15 protein-coding genes are annotated in these 22,059 nt (G+C 57.3%); 5 read left to right on the top strand and 10 right to left on the bottom strand.

Features of this window, described 5'->3' with window-relative positions; genetic code table 11:
- Positions 1-6 precede the first annotated feature (6 nt).
- From fepB to FKM52_RS08760, 8 genes are all read right to left on the bottom strand, one after another.
- On the bottom strand, positions 7-975 hold the full coding sequence (gene fepB / locus FKM52_RS08795) for a Fe2+-enterobactin ABC transporter substrate-binding protein (protein WP_141175825.1): 969 nt from the start codon (positions 973-975) through the stop codon (positions 7-9).
- A gap of 127 nt (positions 976-1,102) precedes the next feature.
- Positions 1,103-1,363, bottom strand: a complete 261-nt coding sequence (gene yfaE, locus FKM52_RS08790) for a class I ribonucleotide reductase maintenance protein YfaE (protein WP_141175824.1) — start codon at positions 1,361-1,363, stop codon at positions 1,103-1,105.
- 2 nt (positions 1,364-1,365) lie between these two features.
- Positions 1,366-2,496, bottom strand: a complete 1,131-nt coding sequence (gene nrdB / locus FKM52_RS08785; RefSeq protein WP_141175823.1) for a class Ia ribonucleoside-diphosphate reductase subunit beta — start codon at positions 2,494-2,496, stop codon at positions 1,366-1,368.
- A gap of 150 nt (positions 2,497-2,646) precedes the next feature.
- Positions 2,647-4,932, bottom strand: a complete 2,286-nt coding sequence (nrdA, locus tag FKM52_RS08780) for a class 1a ribonucleoside-diphosphate reductase subunit alpha (RefSeq protein WP_141175822.1) — start codon at positions 4,930-4,932, stop codon at positions 2,647-2,649.
- Positions 4,933-5,396: 464 nt separating this feature from the next.
- The gene (locus tag FKM52_RS08775) at positions 5,397-6,395 is read right to left on the bottom strand and encodes a transketolase family protein (protein ID WP_141175821.1); all 999 of its coding nucleotides are present in this window, start codon (positions 6,393-6,395) and stop codon (positions 5,397-5,399) included.
- The gene (locus FKM52_RS08770) at positions 6,395-7,237 is read right to left on the bottom strand and encodes a transketolase (protein WP_141175820.1); all 843 of its coding nucleotides are present in this window, start codon (positions 7,235-7,237) and stop codon (positions 6,395-6,397) included. The genes FKM52_RS08775 and FKM52_RS08770 overlap by 1 nt, the downstream gene beginning before the upstream one ends.
- Positions 7,238-7,256: 19 nt before the next feature.
- Positions 7,257-8,006: an SDR family NAD(P)-dependent oxidoreductase gene (locus tag FKM52_RS08765; protein ID WP_141175819.1), complete on the bottom strand. Its 750-nt coding sequence runs from the start codon at positions 8,004-8,006 to the stop codon at positions 7,257-7,259.
- Between the two features lie 45 nt (positions 8,007-8,051).
- Positions 8,052-9,383, bottom strand: a complete 1,332-nt coding sequence (locus FKM52_RS08760; RefSeq protein ID WP_141175818.1) for an MFS transporter — start codon at positions 9,381-9,383, stop codon at positions 8,052-8,054.
- Positions 9,384-9,754: 371 nt separating this feature from the next.
- On the opposite strand from FKM52_RS08760, the gene FKM52_RS08755 reads away from it, so the two are divergent.
- The 3 genes from FKM52_RS08755 (at position 9,755) to FKM52_RS08745 (ending at position 14,695) form a co-directional block, all read left to right on the top strand.
- Positions 9,755-10,675, top strand: a complete 921-nt coding sequence (locus FKM52_RS08755) for a LysR substrate-binding domain-containing protein (protein WP_244316920.1) — start codon at positions 9,755-9,757, stop codon at positions 10,673-10,675.
- 327 nt (positions 10,676-11,002) lie between these two features.
- Complete coding sequence (locus tag FKM52_RS08750) at positions 11,003-12,577, top strand: MFS transporter (protein WP_377090449.1); 1,575 nt, start codon at positions 11,003-11,005, stop codon at positions 12,575-12,577.
- Between the two features lie 57 nt (positions 12,578-12,634).
- Positions 12,635-14,695, top strand: coding sequence for a right-handed parallel beta-helix repeat-containing protein (locus tag FKM52_RS08745; RefSeq protein ID WP_141175817.1), 2,061 nt, complete (start codon positions 12,635-12,637; stop codon positions 14,693-14,695).
- 70 nt (positions 14,696-14,765) lie between these two features.
- Here the strand turns inward: FKM52_RS08745 and ubiG are convergent, their stop codons facing one another.
- Complete coding sequence (gene ubiG, locus FKM52_RS08740) at positions 14,766-15,485, bottom strand: bifunctional 2-polyprenyl-6-hydroxyphenol methylase/3-demethylubiquinol 3-O-methyltransferase UbiG (protein WP_141175816.1); 720 nt, start codon at positions 15,483-15,485, stop codon at positions 14,766-14,768.
- A 174-nt stretch (positions 15,486-15,659) separates the two neighbouring features.
- Here ubiG and gyrA point away from each other — a divergent pair, with 174 nt between their 5' ends.
- Together gyrA and rcsC are read left to right on the top strand one after the other, a co-directional pair.
- The gene (gyrA, locus tag FKM52_RS08735) at positions 15,660-18,296 is read left to right on the top strand and encodes a DNA topoisomerase (ATP-hydrolyzing) subunit A (protein ID WP_141175815.1); all 2,637 of its coding nucleotides are present in this window, start codon (positions 15,660-15,662) and stop codon (positions 18,294-18,296) included.
- Between the two features lie 186 nt (positions 18,297-18,482).
- Positions 18,483-21,341, top strand: coding sequence for a two-component system sensor histidine kinase RcsC (gene rcsC / locus FKM52_RS08730; RefSeq protein ID WP_141175814.1), 2,859 nt, complete (start codon positions 18,483-18,485; stop codon positions 21,339-21,341).
- Positions 21,342-21,405: 64 nt separating this feature from the next.
- Here the strand turns inward: rcsC and rcsB are convergent, their stop codons facing one another.
- A complete protein-coding gene (rcsB, locus tag FKM52_RS08725) occupies positions 21,406-22,059 on the bottom strand; it encodes a response regulator transcription factor RcsB (protein ID WP_038625137.1) in 654 nt (217 codons plus the stop codon).

Below are 22,059 nucleotides of genomic sequence, written 5' to 3'. Positions count from 1 at the left end.
CGACGGTCAGCGCGCGGCGCCGAACAGCTCGTTCAGCTGCTGCACCAGTCCCATGGCGCTGTAGTAGTCGAGACGGAAGGTTTCCGCTCCCAATGGGTAAACCTGTTTAGCCGCTACCGCCGGCTGATGGCTGAGCAGCGGGCTGGCCATTAACGACTGCGCGCTGCTGTCGGTGGCGGCGAACAGCAGCAGGGTTTTGCCGCTCAGGCCGTTAACCAGGTTTTCGCCCATCAGCGGCACGATATCCTGGCGCCTGCCCTGGGTAGCGCGCGGGCGCACGTTTTCCGGCAGCGGCGCCAGCGTCATGCCCGCCTGAAGCAGAAACTGCCCCTGCGCCGATTCCGGCGTCCACAGATTCGCCGACTGAGAGTGAATATCCCACACCAGCGCATTAACCGGCTGCGCAGGCAGCTTGATACGCTGTTTCATCTGCTCCATCGCCCGGTCGAACCGGGCGATGCGCTGCGCCGCCTGCTTTTCGTGCCCGGTAATATCACCAAGCAGCGTCAGCAGCTGCTGCCAGCTTTTATCGTCATAGTTCACCACCACCACCGGCGCCAGCGCCGCCAGCCGATCGTAAAGCGCCAGCGTGGAGTCGCCGCCGGTAGCGCTGACCAGGATCAGATCGGGCTTCTGCATCGCCACCGTTTCGACATTAGGCTCTCCTGGCGGAATACGCGCCACGCCGCGCGCGCGCGCCACCTCGCCCCACTGACGAAAGAAGCCCTGCTCGTCGGCAATGCGGTTACTGGCGATAGTGGAGCCGCTGGCGACCACCGGCGCATCAATCGCCAGCAGCGAGCCGGTAAGGGTGACGCTGGTAGAGACGATGCGCTGCGGCGGCTGGGTAAGCGTATGCGTGCCGCGCAGATCGTGAAACTGGCGCGGCCAGCCTGCCTGCTGCGCCAGCGCGGCGTGCGTGAAGAAAAAAGTCGTCAGAAACAGAAGCCCGCAGCGGGCGGCGGTAGCGATCACGAGTTCATCCCTGCTTATCGGTAATAAGACTCATTTTCAGCGTGCTGCGAAACGGATGCAAGCGTTATTGGCGCGGAGAGGGGCAAAACGCGGCGGCGGCAAAATGAAGAACGGGCCGCGGCCCGTTTCACAATTCTATTTCAATATCGCCGTTGGCCTGACAGCAGCAGGGCAGAATTTCGCCCTGCTGAATAAAGGCCAGCGGCTGGTCGGCATAGCTGACTTCGCCCTTTACCAGCCGCGTGCGGCAGGAGCCGCAGTAGCCCTCGCGGCACTGGTACTCCACGCAAATATTATGCGCCTCCAGCAGCGCCAGCAGCGTCGGGTGCTCGTCGCTGCATTCAAGCTGCGCGCCGGAAAGGCAGAGTTTGATGGTCGTGCCGGCCATGGTTACAGCTGGAAATCGTCGAAGTCGTTTTCGCCCACTTCGGAATCGATCTGGCCCACCAGGTAGGAGCTAACCTCAACTTCCTGCGGCGCCACCTGCACGTTATCGGATACCAGCCAGGCGTTGATCCACGGAATCGGGTTGGATCGCGTCTGGAACGGCAGATCCAGCCCCACCGCCTGCATACGAATATTGGTAATGTACTCAATATACTGGCAGAGGATATCTTTGTTCAGGCCGATCATCGAACCGTCGCGGAACAGATATTCCGCCCACTCTTTCTCCTGCATCGCGGCCAGCTTAAACAGCTCAAAGCACTCCTGGCGGCACTCCTGAGCAATCTCCGCCATTTCCGGATCGTCTTCGCCGCTGCGCAGCAGGTTCAGCATATGCTGGGTGCCGGTCAGGTGCAGCGCCTCATCGCGCGCAATCAGGCGGATAATTTTCGCGTTGCCTTCCATCAGCTCGCGCTCGGCGAAGGCGAAGGAGCAGGCGAAGCTGACGTAAAAGCGAATCGCTTCCAGCGCGTTAACGCTCATCAGGCAGAGGTAAAGCTGCTTTTTCAGCGCGCGCAGGTTGACGGTAACGGTTTTGCCGTTGACCTGATGGCTGCCTTCGCCCAGCAGATGCCAGTAGCTGGTCATTTCAATCAGATCGTCATAGTAGGCGGAAATATCGCTGGCGCGCTTCAGGATCTGCTCATTGGTCACGATATCATCGAACACCAGCGCCGGATCGTTGACGATGTTGCGGATGATATGGGTATAGGAGCGCGAGTGGATGGTTTCCGAAAAGGCCCAGGTTTCCACCCAGGTTTCCAGCTCCGGGATAGAGATCAGCGGCAGCAGCGCCACGTTCGGGCTGCGTCCCTGGATCGAATCCAGCAGCGTCTGATATTTCAGGTTGCTGAGGAAGATATGTTTTTCATGCTCCGGCAGCGCCTGGAAATCGATGCGATCGCGCGAGACGTCCACCTCTTCCGGACGCCAGAAGAAGGAGAGCTGCTTTTCAATCAGTTTTTCGAAGATGTCATATTTTTGCTGATCGTAACGCGCGACGTTAACCGGCTGGCCGAAGAACATCGGCTCCAGCAGCTGATCGTTTTTGTTCTGAGAAAAGGTGGTGTAAGCCATATTTCATTCCACATGCTAACGGGACAGGCTGGCCCCGCGAGCGGGGCGCTGAAGCCGTTCTGACCGCAGATACGCGGCCTGCCATGTTGCGGCCGCGCCGGGCGCGGCCAGAAGAAGCGTCATGACCGGCTGCCTGCCGGTCAGACCCGATTAAATTTTACAGGCGCCGCTTTCGCAGCCGTCATCCTGGACTGAAGGCGCGATATCATCCTGCGCATCTTCCGCGCCGTCGCGGGTGTTCTGGTAATAGAGCGTTTTTACGCCGAACTTATAGGCGGTGAGCAGATCTTTCAGCAGCTGCTTCATCGGCACCTTGCCGTTGGCGAAGCGGGACGGATCGTAGTTGGTGTTGGCGGAAATCGCCTGGTCGATAAATTTCTGCATCAGCCCCACCAGCTGCAGATAGCCATCGTTGCCCGGCATCTCCCACAGCAGCTCATAGCTCTCTTTCAGACGCTCATACTCCGGCACCACCTGGCGCAGGATGCCGTCCTTCGAGGCCTTGATGCTGATATGGCCGCGCGGCGGCTCGATGCCGTTGGTGGCGTTGGAGATCTGCGAAGAGGTCTCGGACGGCATCAGCGCGGAGAGCGTGGAGTTGCGCAGGCCGTGCGCTTTGATCTCTGCCCGCAGCGTATCCCAGTCGAAGTGCAGCGGCTCGTTGCAGATCGCATCCAGATCTTTTTTGTAGGTGTCGATCGGCATAATGCCCTGGGCGTAAGTGGTTTCGTTGAACCACGGGCAGGCGCCCTGTTCCTTCGCCAGCTCGTTGGAGGCCTTCAGCAGATAGTACTGAATCGCCTCAAAGGTTTTGTGCGTCAGGTTGTTGGCGCTGCCGTCGGAGTAGCGTACGCCGTGCTTCGCCAGGTAGTAGGCGAAGTTGATGACGCCGATGCCGAGCGTGCGGCGGCCCATGGCGCCGCGCTGCGCGGCCGGAATCGGGTAATCCTGATAGTCGAGCAGGGCGTCGAGCGCGCGTACCGCCAGCGTCGCCAGCTCTTCCAAATCGTCCAGACTGTCGATAGCGCCGAGGTTAAAGGCGGAGAGGGTGCAGAGCGCGATTTCGCCGTTCTCATCGTTCACGTCCATCAGCGGCCTGGTGGGCAGCGCGATTTCCAGACAGAGGTTGGACTGGCGCACCGGCGCGATGGTGGGATCGAACGGGCTGTGGGTGTTGCAGTGATCGACATTCTGGATATAGATACGGCCGGTAGAGGCGCGCTCCTGCATCATCAGCGAGAAGAGATCGACCGCCTTCACGCGCTGTTTGCGGATGCTCTCATCCTGCTCATATTTCGTATACAGGCGCTCAAACTCATCCTGATCGGCGAAGAACGCGTCATACAGACCCGGCACGTCGGAAGGGCTGAACAGGGTAATATCCTGGCCCTTCAGCAGACGCTGATACATCAGCTTGTTAATCTGTACGCCGTAATCCATATGGCGCACGCGGTTGCCTTCCACGCCGCGGTTGTTCTTCAGCACCAGCAGGCTTTCCACTTCCAGATGCCACATCGGGTAGAACAGCGTCGCCGCGCCGCCGCGCACGCCGCCCTGCGAGCAGGATTTCACCGCGGTCTGGAAATGTTTATAGAACGGAATGCAGCCGGTATGGAACGCTTCGCCGCCGCGAATCGGGCTGCCGAGCGCGCGAATGCGTCCGGCGTTGATGCCGATGCCGGCGCGCTGGGAAACATATTTCACAATGGCGCTGGAGGTGGCGTTAATCGAATCCAGGCTGTCGCCGCACTCGATCAGCACGCAGGAGCTGAACTGGCGGGTCGGGGTGCGCACGCCGGACATGATCGGCGTCGGCAGCGAAATCTTAAAGGTGGAAACCGCGTCATAAAAACGCTTCACGTAATCCAGACGCGTCTCGCGCGGATAGTTGGAGAACAGACAGGCGGCGACCAGCATATAGAGGAACTGGGCGCTCTCATAGATTTCGCCGCTGACGCGGTTCTGCACCAGATACTTGCCTTCCAGCTGCTTCACCGCCGCGTAGGAGAAGTTCATATCGCGCCAGTGGTCGATAAAACCGTCCATCTGACTGAACTCTTCACGGCTGTAGTCTTCCAGCAGATGGCGGTCATATTTCCCCATTTCGACCATGCGCGTGACCTGATCGTAGAGCGCGGGCGGCTCGAACTGGCCGTAAGCTTTTTTACGCAGGTGGAAGATCGCCAGGCGGGCGGCCATATATTGATAATCGGGCGCGTCGCGTGAAATCAGATCGGCTGCGGCCTTGATAATGGTTTCGTGAATATCGGAGGTTTTAATGCCGTCGTAGAACTGGATGTGCGAGCGCAGCTCAACCTGAGATACGGAAACGTTATTCAGACCTTCCGCGGCCCAGTCGAGAACCCGGTGGATTTTATCCAGATTGATGCGCTCTTTGCGGCCATCGCGTTTAGTGACGAGCAGACTCTGATTCATGTCGCGTTTTACCTGTCCGTGAAAAATGCCCCGGTTTATCCCCAGATCGCTCTTTGTGCGTAACTCTGTGGATAAACACTATATGTAGGGGTTGTAGAATGATTGAACAACTAGATGGTGAGTATTCTAGTAAGTTATCGCCCCAGCACAATACTGATTTTGTCTTGCTTAAGGCTTGCTTTTTTCAGCTTTTTTCTTAAGTCCGCGTTTCGCAAGGCTCACCGGCTTGTCAATGCCGAAGCAAAAAAATATGAAATTTTGATCGAACGCTGGATTTATGAACATTGCGCTAACATCTAACTTGCGCCAGTCGGGTTTTCTGCTAAAGGTCTGCGCAGTTAACAGACAAAAGGCGTGCGAAAAGCCGCCAAAACAGGGGGGTAAATCACCGGCAGGTAAACAAAAAGGGAAAAGATTGTTCCCGCGGGGGAATGGGGCGCCGGCTAAAACCGGCGCCACGCGGGTTATTGCAGGCGCGCTTTGATTTTCTCTTTCATCATGGCGATGGAGATGCCGTAACGATCGTGCAGCGTCGGCAGCGCGCCGGCGTCAAGGAACGCGTCGGGCAGGGCGATAGTGTCGAAATCGACATGCACGCCTTTGCGCATCAGCAGCGACGCCACCGCTTCGCTCAGGCCGCCTACCGCGCTATGGTTTTCGGCGGTGATCACCAGGCGTCCCGGCTTCGCCGCCTGCTCCAGGATCGTCTTCTCATCCAGCGGCTTAATGGTAGGCGAGTGCAGTACCGCCACGCTAATGTTCTCCCTGCGCAGCTGTTCCGCCACCGCCAGCGCGCGCATGGTCATCAGGCCGGAAGCGATAATCAGCACATCCCCGCCATCTTCCAGCAGGCTGGCCTTACCGATCTCAAAGCGATAGTGATATTTATCCAGCACCACCGGCACCTTGCCGCGCAGCAGACGCAGATAGACCGGGCCGTCATGCGCCGCCATTGCCGGCACCGCCTGCTCAATATCAAGCGCGTCGCAGGGATCGATAATCGTCATGCCGGGAATGCCGCGCATGATAGCCATATCTTCCGTCGCCTGGTGGCTGGGGCCGTAGCCGGTAGTCAGACCGGGCAGGGCGGCGGCAATCTTCACGTTCAGATGCTCTTCCGCGATTACCTGGTGGATAAAATCGTAGGCGCGGCGCGTGGCGAACACGGCGTAGGTAGTGACAAAGGGAATGAAGCCCTCTTTCGCCATGCCGCCCGCCGCGCCCATCAGCAGCTGCTCCGCCATGCCCATCTGGAAGAAGCGTTGCGGATAAGCCTGCGCAAAAATATGCAGGTCGGTATATTTCGCCAGGTCGGCGGTCATGCCGACAATATCCTGACGCTGGCGCGCCAGCTCTACCAGCGCATGTCCGAACGGCGCGGAGCGGGTTTCCTGACCTTCTTCCGCAATGGAGGCGATCATCGCTGAGGTGGTCAAACGGGGTTTAGAAGGTGACTGCGACATTATGCGACTCCTTGTGGTTGAGCATCTAATATGGCCAGCGCTTTCTGCCACTCGTCGGCATCGACGCGGATAAAGTGGTTTTTGTCACGTTGCTCAAGGAAAGGCACGCCTTTGCCCATCAGCGTGTCGCAGATAATTACGCGCGGCACCGGTGCGCTATGGTTTTTAGCGTTATCGAAGGCGGCAATTACCTGGCGCAGATCGTTGCCGTCCACGCGCTGCACATACCAGCCGAAGGCCGCCCATTTATCCTGCAGCGGCTCATAGCCGAGGATTTTTTGCGAATTGCCGTCCGCCTGCTGACGGTTGACGTCAACCAGGTTAATCAGGTTATCCAGCCCGTGGTGCGCCGCTGACATCGCCGCTTCCCAGGTGGAGCCTTCGTCCAGCTCGCCATCCGACATCGAATTGATAATCAGCGCCGGATTTTTCTTCTGTTTCAGGCCCAGCGCCATACCGATAGCGATGCTCAGCCCCTGGCCCAGCGAGCCGCCGGAGATCTCCATCGCCGGCGTATAGGAGGCCATGCCGGACATCGGCAGGCGGCTGTCGTCGGAGCCGTAGGTTTCCAGCTCGCTTTCCGGGATGATGCCCGCCTCAATCAGCGCGGCGTAACAGGCGATAGCGTAATGGCCGTGCGACAGCAGGAAACGATCGCGGCCTTCCCACTCCGGCTCGTCCGGACGGAAATTCATGGTGTGGCAAAAAGCGGTCGCCAGCACGTCAGCGATGCCCAGCGCCTGCCCGATATAGCCCTGGCCCTGTACTTCGCCCATACGCAGCGCGTAGCGGCGAATACGCCAGGCCGCGGCGGCCACCTTTTGTAATTCACTCTGTGACATAGTCTGTTCCTCAGCAGGTTTAGTGGATTAACATTCCGCCGTTGACGTCGAGCGTGATGCCGGTGGAGTAAGCGGAAAGCGGGCTGGCCAGGAACAGCGCCGCGCCGGCGATATCGCTGGCGTCGCCGAGGCGGTTAAGCGGGATACCGGCGAGAATCGACTGACGCATCTCGTCGGAAAGTTTACCGGCGGTGATATCGGTCTGAATCAGGCCGGGAGTGATGGCGTTAACGCGCACGTTATCGGGGCCAAGCTCGCGCGCCATCGCCTTCATCAGGCCCAGTACGCCTGCCTTGGCGGCGCTATAGTGCGGCCCGCCGAAGATGCCGCCGCCGCGCTGGGCGGAAACGGAAGAGATGCAGATAATGCTGCCGGAGCGCTGACGGCGCATGGTGGGGATCACCGCCTGTGACATCAGCAGCGTGCCGCGCAGGCTGACGTCCAGCACCGCGTCATAGTTGTCGCGTTTGATATCCATCAGCTTAACCGGCTGGGTAATACCGGCGTTATTCACCAGTACGTCGATACGGCCATATTTCGCCAGCACCTGTTCAATCGCAGCATTGACCTGCTGTTCGTTGGCGACGTTAGCGGCAAGGCCGAGGTGATCGCCGCCAAGCTGGCTGGCTGCCGCCTGGCTGGCGTCGGCGTCGAGATCGATAATCACCACTTTTGCGCCCTGGTCGGCAAACATTTTGGCGGTAGCGAAGCCGAGACCGCGAGCGGAGGCGGCGCCGGTAATCACGGCAACTTGATCTTGTAACAGCATAATTAACTCCATTCGTAACAGTAAAAATAAACGGGAGGAAGCGGGTTATTGCGGTTCGTCCAGCAGGCAAATCAACACCAGGCCGATGGCCGCGCAGATGCCGAACCAGGTGAAGACCGCGTCGAAGCTGCCGGTTTTATCCAGCAGGTAACCGGCCACCATCGGAGAAACAAAGCCGCCCATATTGCCGCCGCTGTTAATAATGGAAGCGGCAATGGGATAGGTTTTACTGTCGGCGACCGCCATGCCGTAGGCGGTAAAAGCGGGCCAGCCGATATTAAGACAGAGGCCGACCATAAACAGGCCGGCGCAGATCGCCAGGGTGCTGCCGGAAATATTCAGCATCACCAGCATCATAATTACCGTGGACACGGCGGTGAACATCATGGTGGGTTTACGACGGCGGCCCAGCAGCTTGTCGGAAATAAAGCCGCCGCTAATGGCGCCAATTAATCCGCCAATGCAGGGCATGGTGGCGACAAAGCTCATATTAACGAAGTTAAAACCTTTCTCCTGCACCAGATAGAGCGGTATCCAGGTTAATAAGCCGTAGAGCACGCTGACCATCATAAAATAGGCCAGAAAATCGCCGATAATATTTTTCGATTTAAATAACCCTTTCGCGGTAGCGATCGGCGCCAGTTTTTTAACCCGAATCAGGCGATCGAGCAGGGCGAATTTAGGATGCATAATTAAATTCTGGCGCGGTTTCGCCCTGTCGCTGCCGCTATCGGCGTGAATAATATCCAGCTCGCTCTGCGAAACAAAACGGCTCTCTGCCGGCTTGGTTTTTACCAGCAGATACCAGGCGACGGCAATCGCCATGCCGGGAATGGCGAAGGAGAAAAAGACCCAGCGCCAGCCCCAGCTAACGGCAATCCAGACCGCCAGCGGCGGTACGATAATCGGCGCGAACATGGTGGCGGCGATAAAAACGCCGGTGGCGGTCGCCTTCTCTTTTGCCGGGAACCAGTTGTTAATGGTGGAAGCCAGGCCAACCGGGCAGGGGCCTTCGCTCAGGCCCAGCGCCAGCCTGATCCATTTCAGCCCCAGCACCGAAGTAGCGGTGCCCATCAGCCAGGTAAAAAAGGAAAAGCCGAAGACGGAGAGCGCCACGGCGCCGCGTATGCCTTTTTTCGCGATAAAAAAACCGGCGGGGATTTGGCTCAGGGCGTAGCCGAGAAAAAACATACTGGCAATGGCGCCCGCTTCGAAATTATTGATATGAAACTCATCAATAATAAAGGGCAGAACGGCGCCGATATTTGTTCGGTCGGCGTAATTTACCGCATAGACAATAAATATCAGAGTAAGAACAACGAAACGATAATTGGATCGCCTGACCTGAGGAAAGGCGGTGGCTTCTATTTTCGACATGTTATCAGCCTCTTTTAAAGATATGGCATGCGTCAGATTGAAATTTGCAGGGTTTTCATTTTTTCAACGGTTTTGTTTCACCAGGTGGGATGAATATATGCACTGGGGAAATAATGGGAAGTTAAAAAACTTCAATTGTGACTGAGGAAAATTTGATTCGTGACTGGCATCATAAAGATAAGCGAAAAATGGCTGGCGACGATAAATAAAACGAAGTCAATAAACCGCAATGAAAAGTGTAATTGCGATCACGGATTAATGGCGCATTTGTGATGAGGAGGGGAGAGAGATGTTTTGCCGGCGCAATAAATTGTTGCCGCGTCGCCGGTAAGATATACTTCCCGCGTTTATTGCTGACGGCGGAGGATAAGGTGATCGATGTAAAGAAAAACGTGCTTCCTTTGCCCTCGTTAAAAAACCTGCTGGCATTTATCGAGGTAGCCAGCTCCGGCAGTATTAATAACGCGGCGGAGGTATTAAATATTACCTCTTCCGCGGTAAGCCATCAGATCGCCGCGCTGGAAAGCTTTATTGGTAAAAAGCTGTTTATTCGCAGCGGCAAGGGCGTCACGTTAACCCTGATCGGGGAAAGCTACCTGAAAGAAATTTCCGGCCCGCTGAATATCATCGGCCGGGCGACGCAAAAGGTGATGAGCGATATTCATCATGAACATCTGCGCGTCCACTCTTCGCCCAGCTTTGGCCTGCTCTGGCTGATGAAAAGGCTGGATAAATTCAGGCAGGCCTGGCCCGATATTCAGCTTAATCTGACCTGCTCCTATGAAAACGTGCAGTTCGCCAGGGATAACGTTGATATTGATATCCGCCACGGTTTTTCCGCCTGGCCGACGCTGAATGTCAGAACCATCAAGAACGAAAAAATGATCGTGCTGGCGGCGCCCGACTACCTGGCGCGCCACCCGATCTCCTCGCCTGCGGCGCTGGTGACGTGCGATCTGATCAACTCCGAGGTGACATTGATTGGCTGGAACGCCTGGTTCTCCTGGCACGGCGTGGAATATAAAAATAAAAGCTTTGTGTTCAGCTTCGATCGCTCCTATATGAGCTTTGAGGCCGCCTGCATGAATACCGGATTTATTCTGGAAAGCAATCTCCTCGCGCAGGATTATATTAATAGCGGCAAGCTGGTGCCGGTATTTGACGAACAGTATGCGATGCCGGTTAATTCCCACCACCTGGTGATCCCCCACGCCAACGAAAAGAAAGAGAAAATAGCCTGTTTTCTGCAGTGGCTGGAGCAGGAGCTGCATAAGGATGGTTTCCACCTTTAACCGCCAGTCGCGCCGGCGGTTATTTTACCCACCGGCGCGGTTAAAATATTAAGCCGCAGTGATTTATTAAGCCTGATGATAACGGCGGCGGCGTAAGATATTTCTCTGCTCAGCTTCCCTTCTTTTTAGCTTGCGCTAAGCCTGAAATGACAAATAATTTAAAAATCAACCAGTTAAATTTTAATAGTTAGCAAGGTTAACCTTATTTGCGTGCCGCAGCTATTTACCGTGATTGCGACATTGGTCACGTTATTCAGTCTCTAAAGGTTTATAAAATTAACATTCAATAAAAATGAAACGTTTTTTCATTTAAATAAGGTTACTATTTTGTCAATCAAACCAACCTCTGTGGCAGGCGGCAGACGAGTCGGCCTTACGCACCAGCTCGCCTATGGCGGCGGTAATCTGCTGGGCAGCGGCGCGCTGGCGATCGCCGGCGCCTGGCTACTCTATTTTTACACCACCTTCTGCGGCCTTTCGCTGCTGGAAGCCTCATTTATCTTCTCGGCCGCCAGTATTATTGATGCGATAAGCAACCCGCTGATGGGCTATCTCACCGATAACTTCGGCAAAACCTGGGCAGGCCGACGCTTTGGACGTCGCCGCTTTTTTCTGCTGATTGGCGCGCCGCTGATGGTGTTCTACCCGCTGCTGTGGGTAGAAGGGTTCGGTTTCTGGTATTACCTCACCACCTATGTGTTGTTTGAGCTGATCTATACCTCGGTCATGGTGCCTTACGAAACGCTGGCTACCGAAATGACCGATGATTTCGTGGTGCGTTCGAAGCTGACCGGCTATAAAGCGATCTTTGGCAAGGTGGCCAACTTCCTCGCGGCGTTAATACCGGGACAGTTTATTCTGCTGTACGGCAAACAGTCGGCGCTTCCTTTCTTTTATACCGGCCTGACCTACGGCGCGATTCTGTTTATCGCTATCGGTCTGCTGTGGTATTTCAGCTGGGAGCGTCAGGATAAAGGCGAAGAAGCTGCCCGGCCGAAACAGTCGCTGGGAAAAACGCTCTGCTCGCTGGCGCGCGATATGCAGTCCACTTTCTATCTGCGCGTCTTTCGTAAGCATCTGGGCATGTACCTGTTTGGCTTCGGCGCGGAATGGCTGTTCGCTTCGGTGTTTACCTACTATGTGGTGTTTGTGCTGATGTACGATCCGGCGATTCTTGCCGGGCTGAACAGCCTTAATGCCGTACTGCAGCTGATCTCCACCGCCATCTTTATCGCCCTGTGCGTGAAAAACGGCTTCAGCAAACCCTATACCTGGGCGCTCAGCGTGGTTATTTTTGCCGTATGCTGCTACACGCTGCTGCATTTCCTGCAGCTGAGCGGCCCGATCGCCTATTTCGCCATTGTGGCGATTACCGTGGTTTTCGGCCTCGGCACCGGCGGCGTTTACTATATTCCGTGGACCGTCTACACCTTTCTGGCGGATATTGATGAGGTGTTTACCGGGCGTCGTCGCGAAGGCATCTACGCGGGCGCGATGACCTTCTCCGGCAAAATCGTGCGTTCGATTATCGTTTTCGTTATGGGTGCCATCCTGAGCTACTTCGGCTTCCAGTCTAAATCCCATACGCAGCCGGAAAGCGCGATGACCGCCATCTCCTGGGTCTTCTTTGCCGGCGTGATCTCCCTTGCGGTTATCGCCATCTTTTTCAGCCGTCAGATGCTGCTCAACCGTAAAACGCACCGGGTGGTGCTGGAAGAGGTGGCGCGTATTAAAGCGGGCGGCGCAATCAGCGATATCAAGCCTGAAACGCGTGCCGTCATTGAAGCGCTGGTGGGCTACCCCTACGAGCAGTGCTGGGGACGTAGCGAGGTATGCCGTAAAATGAATCTGGCGCCGCTGGTGGAACAGGACGCTAAGCCGATACAGGCGCCGCTGGCGTAAGCGTGCGCCGGTGACAATAAAAAAATAAGTTACGCTGGAAACAGCAAGGAAATTGCAATGAGAACGTTACCCTTTATTTTACTTCTTACCGGGGCCAGCGGCGCTTGCGCCACTGAAGCGCTGCCGCAAGCGGATAGCCTGACGTGGCAGACGATTACCTTTGGGCAGTCGACCGATAAAAATTTCGCCACTAACGTGCTGCCGGAAAAAGTTGGCGTTAACCAGGTTACCTTCGGCAATGCGAAAAAAGCGGCCGCGCAGCCGGGAAAACTGCATTTCCCGGCCACAATCGAAAGCCGCGGCGGCAAAATCGGCAACAGCCATGACGGCCTGACTTTCTGGTATACCCGGCTGCCCGCCAGCGCCAATATGGTGCTGGAAGCGGAGGTAAATATTGAGCAGTTCGGCCCGGAAAACGGCGCTAAGCCCGCCGGTCAGGAGGGCGCGGGCCTGCTGGCGCGCGATATTCTCGGCAAGCCGCGCCAGGAAGAGATTAAAGTCGGCTATGAGGAATTTCCCGCCGCCGCCAATATGGTGATGAACGCCATTACAACCCAGGATAAAGCATCGCATCATCGGGTGCAGGCGACGCTTATCGCGCGTAACGGCGTGACGCAGAGCTGGGGCAATACCGGCGTGGAAATTAAGCGGCTTCCCTACCAGCGCGATATCGATCTGCGAAAAACTTCTCACTTCCGCCTGCGTCTGGCGCGCACCGACAGCGGCTTCACCGCCGCGTGGGCGCCCGCCGGCAGCGACCGCTGGGTAACGCAGCAGGTTGACGATGCGGATCGGATTAGGGTGCTGGATAGCGAAAGCTATTACGTGGGCTTCTTCGCCGCGCGTAACGCGCGGATGACCATCCATCAGGCGCGCCTGACGCTTTCGCCGCACAGCGCCGCTCCGGCTGAAAAATTCGTCAACAAACCGCTACCCGCCAGGGTGGAGATCGCCTCGGCGGCGGTTGCCGCCACGCCGGACTATCTGTTCCAGCTGCGCAGCGATCGCGACGGCAGGCTGATGGTGAGCAGCGACGGTATTGAACGCGCCGGCGGCCTGGCGCTGAAAGCGGGCGAGATGGCCAGCGTGCCGGTACCATTAACGGCGGATACGACGCCGGTGAGCTATACGCTGACGCTGACCAGCGGCGAGAAAATTACCGGGCTGCTGAACGTGACGCGCAGAACTGTCGCCGACGCCCACAACCTGTACGCTTCGCCGCAGGGCAGCGCGCAGAACGACGGCAGCCGGCAGCATCCGCTTGACGTCGCCAGCGCGGCGGAGCTGCTGGCGCCGGGCGGCGTGCTCTGGCTGGAGGAGGGCGTTTACCCCTATACCACGCTGACGGCAGCCGGCAGCGGCATGAGCGATCAGCGCAAGACAATGCGCCCGCTTGGCAAAGTGGTGTTTCACGGTCTGAAGCTGGCCGCCAGCTATTGGGATATTGAAGGGATCGAGGTAACCAAAAAGAGCTTCTCCGTCTCCGGCAGCCATAATCTGATCCAGCGCGTGACGGCCTATCAGGCGGACGATACCGGCATCTGGGGCGCTTCGCCGGCGGGTATCGGGCGCGCGCTGTGGGCAAGCCATAACGTGATCGCCCATTCCGAATCCTGGGGCAATAAAGATCCCGGCCTGATTAACGCCGACGGCTTCGCGGTGAAAATGCGCGTAGGCGAAGGCAACAAACTGATTAGCTGCTTCTCCCACGACAACGTAGATGACGGCTACGATCTGTTTAATAAAATCGAGGATGGCCCGAACGGCGTGGTAACCATTGAAAATAGCGTGGCGTTACGCAACGTGAATAACGGCTTCAAGCTGGGCGGCGAGGGGCTACCGGTAGCGCACCGCGTTATCAACAGCGTGGCGATTGAAAACGGCATGGACGGTTTTACCGACAACTTTAACCCCGGCGCGCTGTGGCTCAGCAATAATATTGCCGTCGATAACCACCGCTTTAACTTTATCTTCCGTCCCGGCCCCTACACTCAGCCTGATAATCAGGGCACCTTCAGCGGCAATATTTCGCTGCGCAGTAAACCGGCGAAGTATGCCGATGCGGTAGTGGGCAATATCGACGCCAGCAACGCGTTTCAGCTTAGCGAAAAACGCTGATGGCATGATCCGATCGCCACAAAAGCGCCAGCCCCGGCGCTTTTGTTTTATCTGGCGATGGCGCGCGCGGCTAGGCGCCGTGGCGGGTATGCAGCATATAGTTAACGTCCACGCCGCGTCCCAGGCGGAATGCGTCGGTCAGCGGGTTGTAGTGCAGGCCGATGATATGCTGCTCGCGCAGCGGCGTTTCGTCGATCCAGTGCAGCAGCTCGGCCGGACGAATAAATTTTTTCGCGTCGTGGGTGCCGCGCGGCACCATGCGCAGCACGTATTCGGCGCCGATCACCGCCATCAGCCAGGATTTGGTATTGCGGTTAATAGTGGAGAAAAAGACCTCGCCGCCCGGCTTTACCAGCCTGGCGCAGGCGTGTACCACCGAGCGCGGATCGGGCACGTGCTCCAGCATCTCCATGCAGGTCACCACGTCATAAAGACCGCGATGCTCATCGGCATGCTCTTCCACCGTCTGCTGGATGTAATTAACGCTGACGCCGCTCTCCAGCGCGTGCAGGCGCGCCACCTCCAGCGGCTCGGCGCCCATATCCAGCCCGGTGACCTCGGCGCCTTCGCGCGCCATGCTCTCGGCGAGAATGCCGCCGCCGCAGCCGACGTCAAGTATCTTCTTGCCAAACAGCCCGCCGGCATGTTCGGCGATATAGCCCAGGCGCAGCGGGTTAATGCGGTGCAGCGGCTTAAATTCGCCTTCCCTGTCCCACCAGCGTGACGCAACCGCTTCGAATTTGGCGATTTCATCATGATCCACATTGCTTGCACGCGCGCTCACACTCATCTTTTTTCACTCCTGACACAGTTTTCCGGAGTATACATCTTCTCGCGGCGATCGGCACGGCGCGACAAACGGCAAAGCGCGCTTAAAACGCTGCTTTCCGTTCACCGCAGGGCTGCGATGTGATATACTTTCGCACCTTTAAATCCGGGATAAATGTAGAGGGATAGCGGCTCCATGAGCGACCTTGCCAGAGAAATCACACCGGTTAATATTGAGGAAGAACTGAAGAGTTCCTATCTCGATTACGCCATGTCGGTCATCGTTGGCCGTGCATTACCAGATGTTCGCGATGGCCTGAAGCCGGTTCATCGCCGCGTGCTCTATGCAATGAGCGTGCTGGGGAACGACTGGAACAAACCTTACAAAAAATCCGCCCGTGTCGTTGGCGACGTCATCGGTAAATATCACCCGCACGGCGACTCCGCCGTTTATGACACCATCGTGCGTATGGCGCAGCCGTTTTCGTTGCGCTACATGCTGGTGGATGGCCAGGGCAACTTCGGTTCCATCGACGGCGACTCTGCCGCGGCGATGCGTTATACCGAAGTGCGCATGGCGAAAATTGCCCACGAGCTGCTGGCGGATCTGGAAAAAGAGACCGTCGATTTCGTGCCGAACTATGACGGCACCGAGCAGATCCCCGAAGTGCTGCCGACCAAAGTTCCTAACCTGCTGGTAAACGGCTCGTCAGGTATCGCCGTCGGTATGGCCACCAACATTCCGCCGCACAACCTCACCGAGGTGATTAACGGCTGTCTCGCCTATATTGACGATGAAAATATCAGCGTCGAAGGGCTGATGGAGCATATCCCTGGGCCTGATTTCCCGACCGCCGCCATCATCAACGGGCGGCGCGGTATTGAAGAGGCCTACCGTACCGGACGCGGCAAGCTCTATATCCGCGCCCGCGGCGAGGTGGAAACCGACGCCAAAACCGGCCGCGAAACCATCGTCATTCATGAAATTCCCTATCAGGTCAACAAAGCGCGCCTGATTGAGAAAATGGCCGAGCTGGTAAAAGATAAGCGTATCGAAGGCATCAGCGCGCTGCGCGACGAGTCCGATAAAGACGGGATGCGCATCGTGATCGAAGTGAAACGCGATGCGGTAGCGGAAGTGGTGCTGAACAACCTCTATTCACTGACGCAGCTGCAGGTTTCCTTCGGTATCAATATGGTGGCGCTGCATCAGGGCCAGCCGAAGATTATGACGCTGAAGGAGATCCTGGAAGCCTTCGTTCGTCATCGTCGTGAAGTGGTTACGCGCCGCACCATTTTCGAACTGCGCAAAGCGCGCGAACGCGCCCATATCCTCGAAGGTCTGGCGATCGCGCTGGCGAATATCGATCCGATTATCGAACTGATCCGTCATGCGCCAAGCCCGGCGGAGGCGAAAGCGGGCCTGGTGGCGCGCGCGTGGGAGCTGGGCAACGTAGCCGCGATGCTGGAGCGCGCCGGCGACAACGCCGCGCGCCCTGAGTGGCTGGAAGAGCAGTTCGGCATCCGCGACGGTCGCTACTATCTGACCGAACAGCAGGCGCAGGCGATCCTCGATCTGCGTCTGCAGAAGCTGACCGGCATGGAGCACGAGAAGCTGCTGGATGAGTACAAGGCGCTGCTGGAGCAGATCGCCGAGCTGATCTACATTCTCGAAAGCGCCGATCGCCTGATGGAAGTGATTCGTGAAGAGCTGGTTGCGATCCGCGATCAGTTCGGCGACGAGCGCCGCACGGAAATCACCGCCAACAGCGCCGATATCAATATCGAAGACCTGATCAACCAGGAAGATGTGGTGGTGACCCTGTCGCATCAGGGCTACGTGAAATATCAGCCGCTCTCTGATTACGAAGCGCAGCGTCGCGGCGGTAAAGGGAAATCGGCGGCGCGGATTAAGGAAGAGGATTTTATCGATCGTCTGCTGGTGGCCAACACCCATGACACCATCCTCTGCTTCTCCAGCCGCGGACGTCTCTACTGGATGAAGGTTTACCAGCTGCCGGAAGCAAGCCGCGGCGCGCGCGGACGCCCGATCGTCAACCTGCTGCCGCTGGAAGCCAACGAACGTATTACCGCCATTCTGCCGGTGCGTGAATACACCGAAGGCACCAACATCTTTATGGCGACCGCCAGCGGCACCGTGAAGAAAACCTCGCTGACCGAGTTCAGCCGTCCGCGCAGCGCCGGTATTATCGCCGTCAACCTGCGTGAGGATGATGAGCTGATCGGCGTGGCGCTGACCGAGGGCAGCGATGAGGTAATGCTGTTCTCCGCCGCCGGTAAAGTGGTGCGTTTCGCCGAGCAGGCGGTGCGCGCTATGGGCCGTACCGCATCGGGCGTGCGCGGCATTAAGCTGGCGGAAGGCGATCGCGTGGTATCGCTGATTGTGCCGCGTGAAGAGGGCGCGATTCTGACCGTAACGCAGAACGGCTATGGTAAACGTACCGCCAACAGCGAATACCCGACCAAATCGCGCGCTACCCAGGGCGTGATCTCTATCAAGGTCACCGAACGCAACGGGCCGGTAATCGGCGCGGTGCAGGTGGACGATAGCGATCAGATCATGATGATCACTGACGCCGGTACGCTGGTGCGTACGCGCGTTTCAGAAGTCAGCGTGGTTGGGCGTAACACCCAGGGCGTGATTCTGATTCGTACCGCGACGGATGAGAACGTGGTCGGCCTGCAGCGCGTGGCGGAGCCGGTGGAAGAAGAGGAGCTGGACGCTATCGACGGCAGCGTGGCGGAAGGGGAGGAGGATATCGCCCCGGAAGTGGACGCTGACGACGACATCGCGGACGGCGAAGAAGAGTAACGCGCTGCTTTAGCATCCCCGATAAAAGGCCGGTTTTTCCGGCCTTTTTTCTGCCTGCCGACGGCGCGCGCGCGTTGGCATCGGCGCGATATGCCAGAGCGAACGTCTGGCTTTTTTTGTCATCTGCGGCTACTGTAGCGGGATCGAAATTTTTACTATTGGCTGGCGGCTGCGCCCAGGTTTCCCTTGAAATATCTCGTTTCGTTTCGCACTACGCTCAGAATTTCCCGCTATCTGTTCCGCGCTCTGGCGCTGATGCTGTGGTCGCTGGGGGCGTTGTTGACCGCCTTTTACATTATCAGCGTGCTGCATGAGCAGGAAGCGCAGGCGCGACAGGAATTTACGCTTAACTACGATCAGGCGCAGTGGTACGTTCGCCACTCCGCCGATATTACCCGCGAGCTGAAATATATTGCCGAGAATCGCCTGAGCAACAGCGCCAACGGCATGGATCTGCTGAACGGCGTATTTCCCGGCAAGGCGACGCTGCCGCAGTTCTATCCGCTGGTCGCCAACTCCAACTGCGCGGCGATGAGCAACACCTGGCGTAACTCGCTGGAGTCGCTGAGCTATTTCCTTAACTACTGGAAAACCAATTTCGCCTCCTCCTACGAGCTTAACCGCGTCTTCTTTATCGGCGGCGAGGGGCTGTGCATGGCCGATTTCGGCATCGGCAACGGCTCGGTAGATCGCGAACGCACCGTTAAGACGCTGCACGAACGCATTCTGCGCTACCGCAACAGCAGCGCCGACGAGCGCAAAAGCAGCCTCTACTGGGTCAGTAATAACGGTCAGCCGGGCGCCGGCTATTTCTACATGATTACCCCGATCTACATCGCCAACAAGCTGGAGGCGCTGCTCGGCATTGAGCAAAACATCCGTCTGGATGATTTCGTTACGCCGGGCAACCTGCCGGTTACCGCCACGCTGATCGATGAAAATAATAAGCCTCTGCTTTCTTCCAATCGCGGGCGCGTCGCCTTTGCGCTGGATGAAATTCCCGGCGACAAAGCGTGGTTCGGCTATGTGGACAGTTACAAGCAGCTGGTGCTGAAGAAAAACCTGCACCCTTCCAACCTCAGCATCATCTATTCGGTGCCGACGGATGTGCTGGTGGAGCATCTGAAGCTGCTGATTATTAACGCGCTGCTGCTTAACCTGGTCAGCGCCATTATCCTGTTTACCCTGGCCTGGCTGTTTGAGCGCCGTATGTTTCTGCCGGCGGAGGAGAACGCGCACCGGCTGGAGGAGCATGAGCAGTTCAACCGTAAAATTGTCGCCTCCGCGCCGGTCGGCATCTGTATTCTGCGCACGCGCGACGGCACCAATATCCTCAGTAACGAGCTGGCGCATAACTATCTCACCATGCTGACGCAGGAGGATCGCCAGAAGCTGACGGAAATTATCAGCGGTCAGCAGGTTAACTTTGTCGATCTGCTGACCGGCAGCAATACCAACCTGCAAATCAGCTTTGTGCATTCGCGCTACCGCAATGAGAACGTGGCGATCTGCGTGCTGGTGGACGTCAGCGCGCGCGTCAAAATGGAAGAGTCGCTGCAGGAGATGGCGCAGGCGGCGGAGCAGGCCAGCCAGTCGAAATCGATGTTCCTCGCCACCGTCAGCCATGAGCTGCGCACGCCGCTGTACGGCATTATCGGCAACCTCGATCTGCTGCAAACCAGGCAGCTGCCGAAAGGGGTGGATTCGCTGGTGACGGCGATGAACAACTCTTCCAGCCTGCTGCTGAAGATCATCAGCGATATTCTCGACTTTTCCAAAATTGAATCCGAACAGCTGAAAATTGAGCCGCGCCCCTTCGCGCCGCGCGAGGTGATTACCCATATCACCGCCAACTACCTGTCGCTGGTAGTGAAAAAGCGCCTGACGCTCTACTGCTTTATCGAATATGACGTGCCGCTGGCGCTGGATGGCGATCCGATGCGCCTGCAGCAGGTGGTATCGAATTTGCTGAACAACGCGATCAAATTTACCCATACCGGCTGCATTATTCTGCACGCCTATACTCAACAGGGCTATCTGGCGGTGCGCGTGCGTGATACCGGCGTCGGCATCGCCGCAAAAGAGATCAACCGGCTGTTCGATCCCTTTTTCCAGGTGGGTACCGGCGTGCAGCGCAACTTCCAGGGCACCGGGCTGGGGCTGGCGATCTGTGAAAAACTGATCAATATGATGGACGGCGATATCGACGTGGAGTCGGAGCCGGGCATGGGCAGCCAGTTTACCGTGCGTATTCCGCTCTACAACAGCCAGGTGATGACGCCGCTGCTGCATGAAGGGCTACAGGATAAGCAGATCTGGCTGGCGCTGCGTAACGATTTTCTGGCGCAGTTTCTGACGCGCCTGCTGACGGCGCACGGTATCCAGGTGGCGCGGCTGGAGGAACAGGCGTGGCTGCCGGAGCCGGATGATGTGATTATCGCCGATGATGATTTCCAGCCGGAAGCGCCGGTGCGGGCGGTGATTGTTTTCGACGGCGCTCATATCGATATGCCTTATGAAACCGCGCCGGGGCGCTGGATCCACAGCACCGCGATGCCGCACGAGCTGCCCGCGCTGCTGGGGCGCATCTATAGCGTGCTGGTGGAGGTGCCGGACGGGCTGGCGGCGCTGCCGGCGGTGACGCAGCCGGGCGTCGATAATCACGATATTCTGATACTGGTGGTGGACGATCATCCGATTAACCGCATGCTGCTTTCCGATCAGCTGGGATCGCTCGGCTATCGGGTGAAGACCGCTCAGGACGGCGTGGATGCGCTGAACGTCATCAGCCGCAGCGAGATCGATATTGTTCTGACCGATGTGAATATGCCCAATATGGACGGCTATCGTCTGACGCAGCGCCTGCGCCAGCTGGGGCAGACCTTCCCGGTAGTCGGCGTTACCGCGAACGCGCTGGCGGAGGAGAAGCAGCGCTGTATGGAAGCGGGCATGGATAACTGTTTGTCAAAGCCGGTGACGCTGGATACGCTGAAAAGTTCGCTGGCGGTTTATGCGGAGCGCGTGCGCAAGGCGCGTGACGCATAGCGGGGAAGGGACGTAACGCGTCATCCCTGACGCGTCGGAACGCCGCCCTGGCGGGCCGGCGGGTTTACTCTTTATCCGCCTGTGGCGTGGTGCTGACGGAAGAAAGATAGTTGAGCAGGGCGATATCGTTATCCACGCCCAGTTTCATCATCGCCGATTTCTTCTGGCTGCTGATGGTCTTAATACTGCGGTTCAGCTTTTTAGCGATTTCGGTAACCAGGAAACCTTCGGCGAACAGGCGCAGCACTTCACTCTCTTTCGGCGACAGGCGCTTATCGCCGTAGCCGCCGGCGCTGATTTTCTCCAGCAGTTTAGCGACGCTTTCCGGGGTATATTTCTTCCCTTTCTGCAATGCCGCCAGCGCTTTCGGCAGGTCGGTTGGCGCGCCCTGTTTCAGCACGATGCCTTCAATATCCAGATCCAGCACCGCGCTAAGGATTGCCGGGTTATTGTTCATGGTCAGCACAATAATCGACAGGTCGGGATAGTGACGTTTGATATATTTGATCAGCGTAATGCCGTCGCCATATTTTTCGCCAGGCATGGAGAGATCGGTAATCAGGACGTTGGCGTCCAGTTTGGAAAGGCTGTTAATCAGTGCTGTCGAGTCTTCAAACTCACCAACTACGTTGACCCATTCAATCTGTTCAAGAGACTTACGAATACCAAACAGAACGATTGGATGGTCATCGGCAATAATTACGTTCAAATTATTCAT

It is taken from the genome of Mixta tenebrionis (assembly GCF_006517625.1).
Lineage (GTDB): Bacteria > Pseudomonadota > Gammaproteobacteria > Enterobacterales > Enterobacteriaceae > Mixta > Mixta tenebrionis.
The sequence above is the reverse complement of the archived record's forward strand: the minus strand, read 5'-3'. Positions and strand labels throughout refer to the sequence as shown.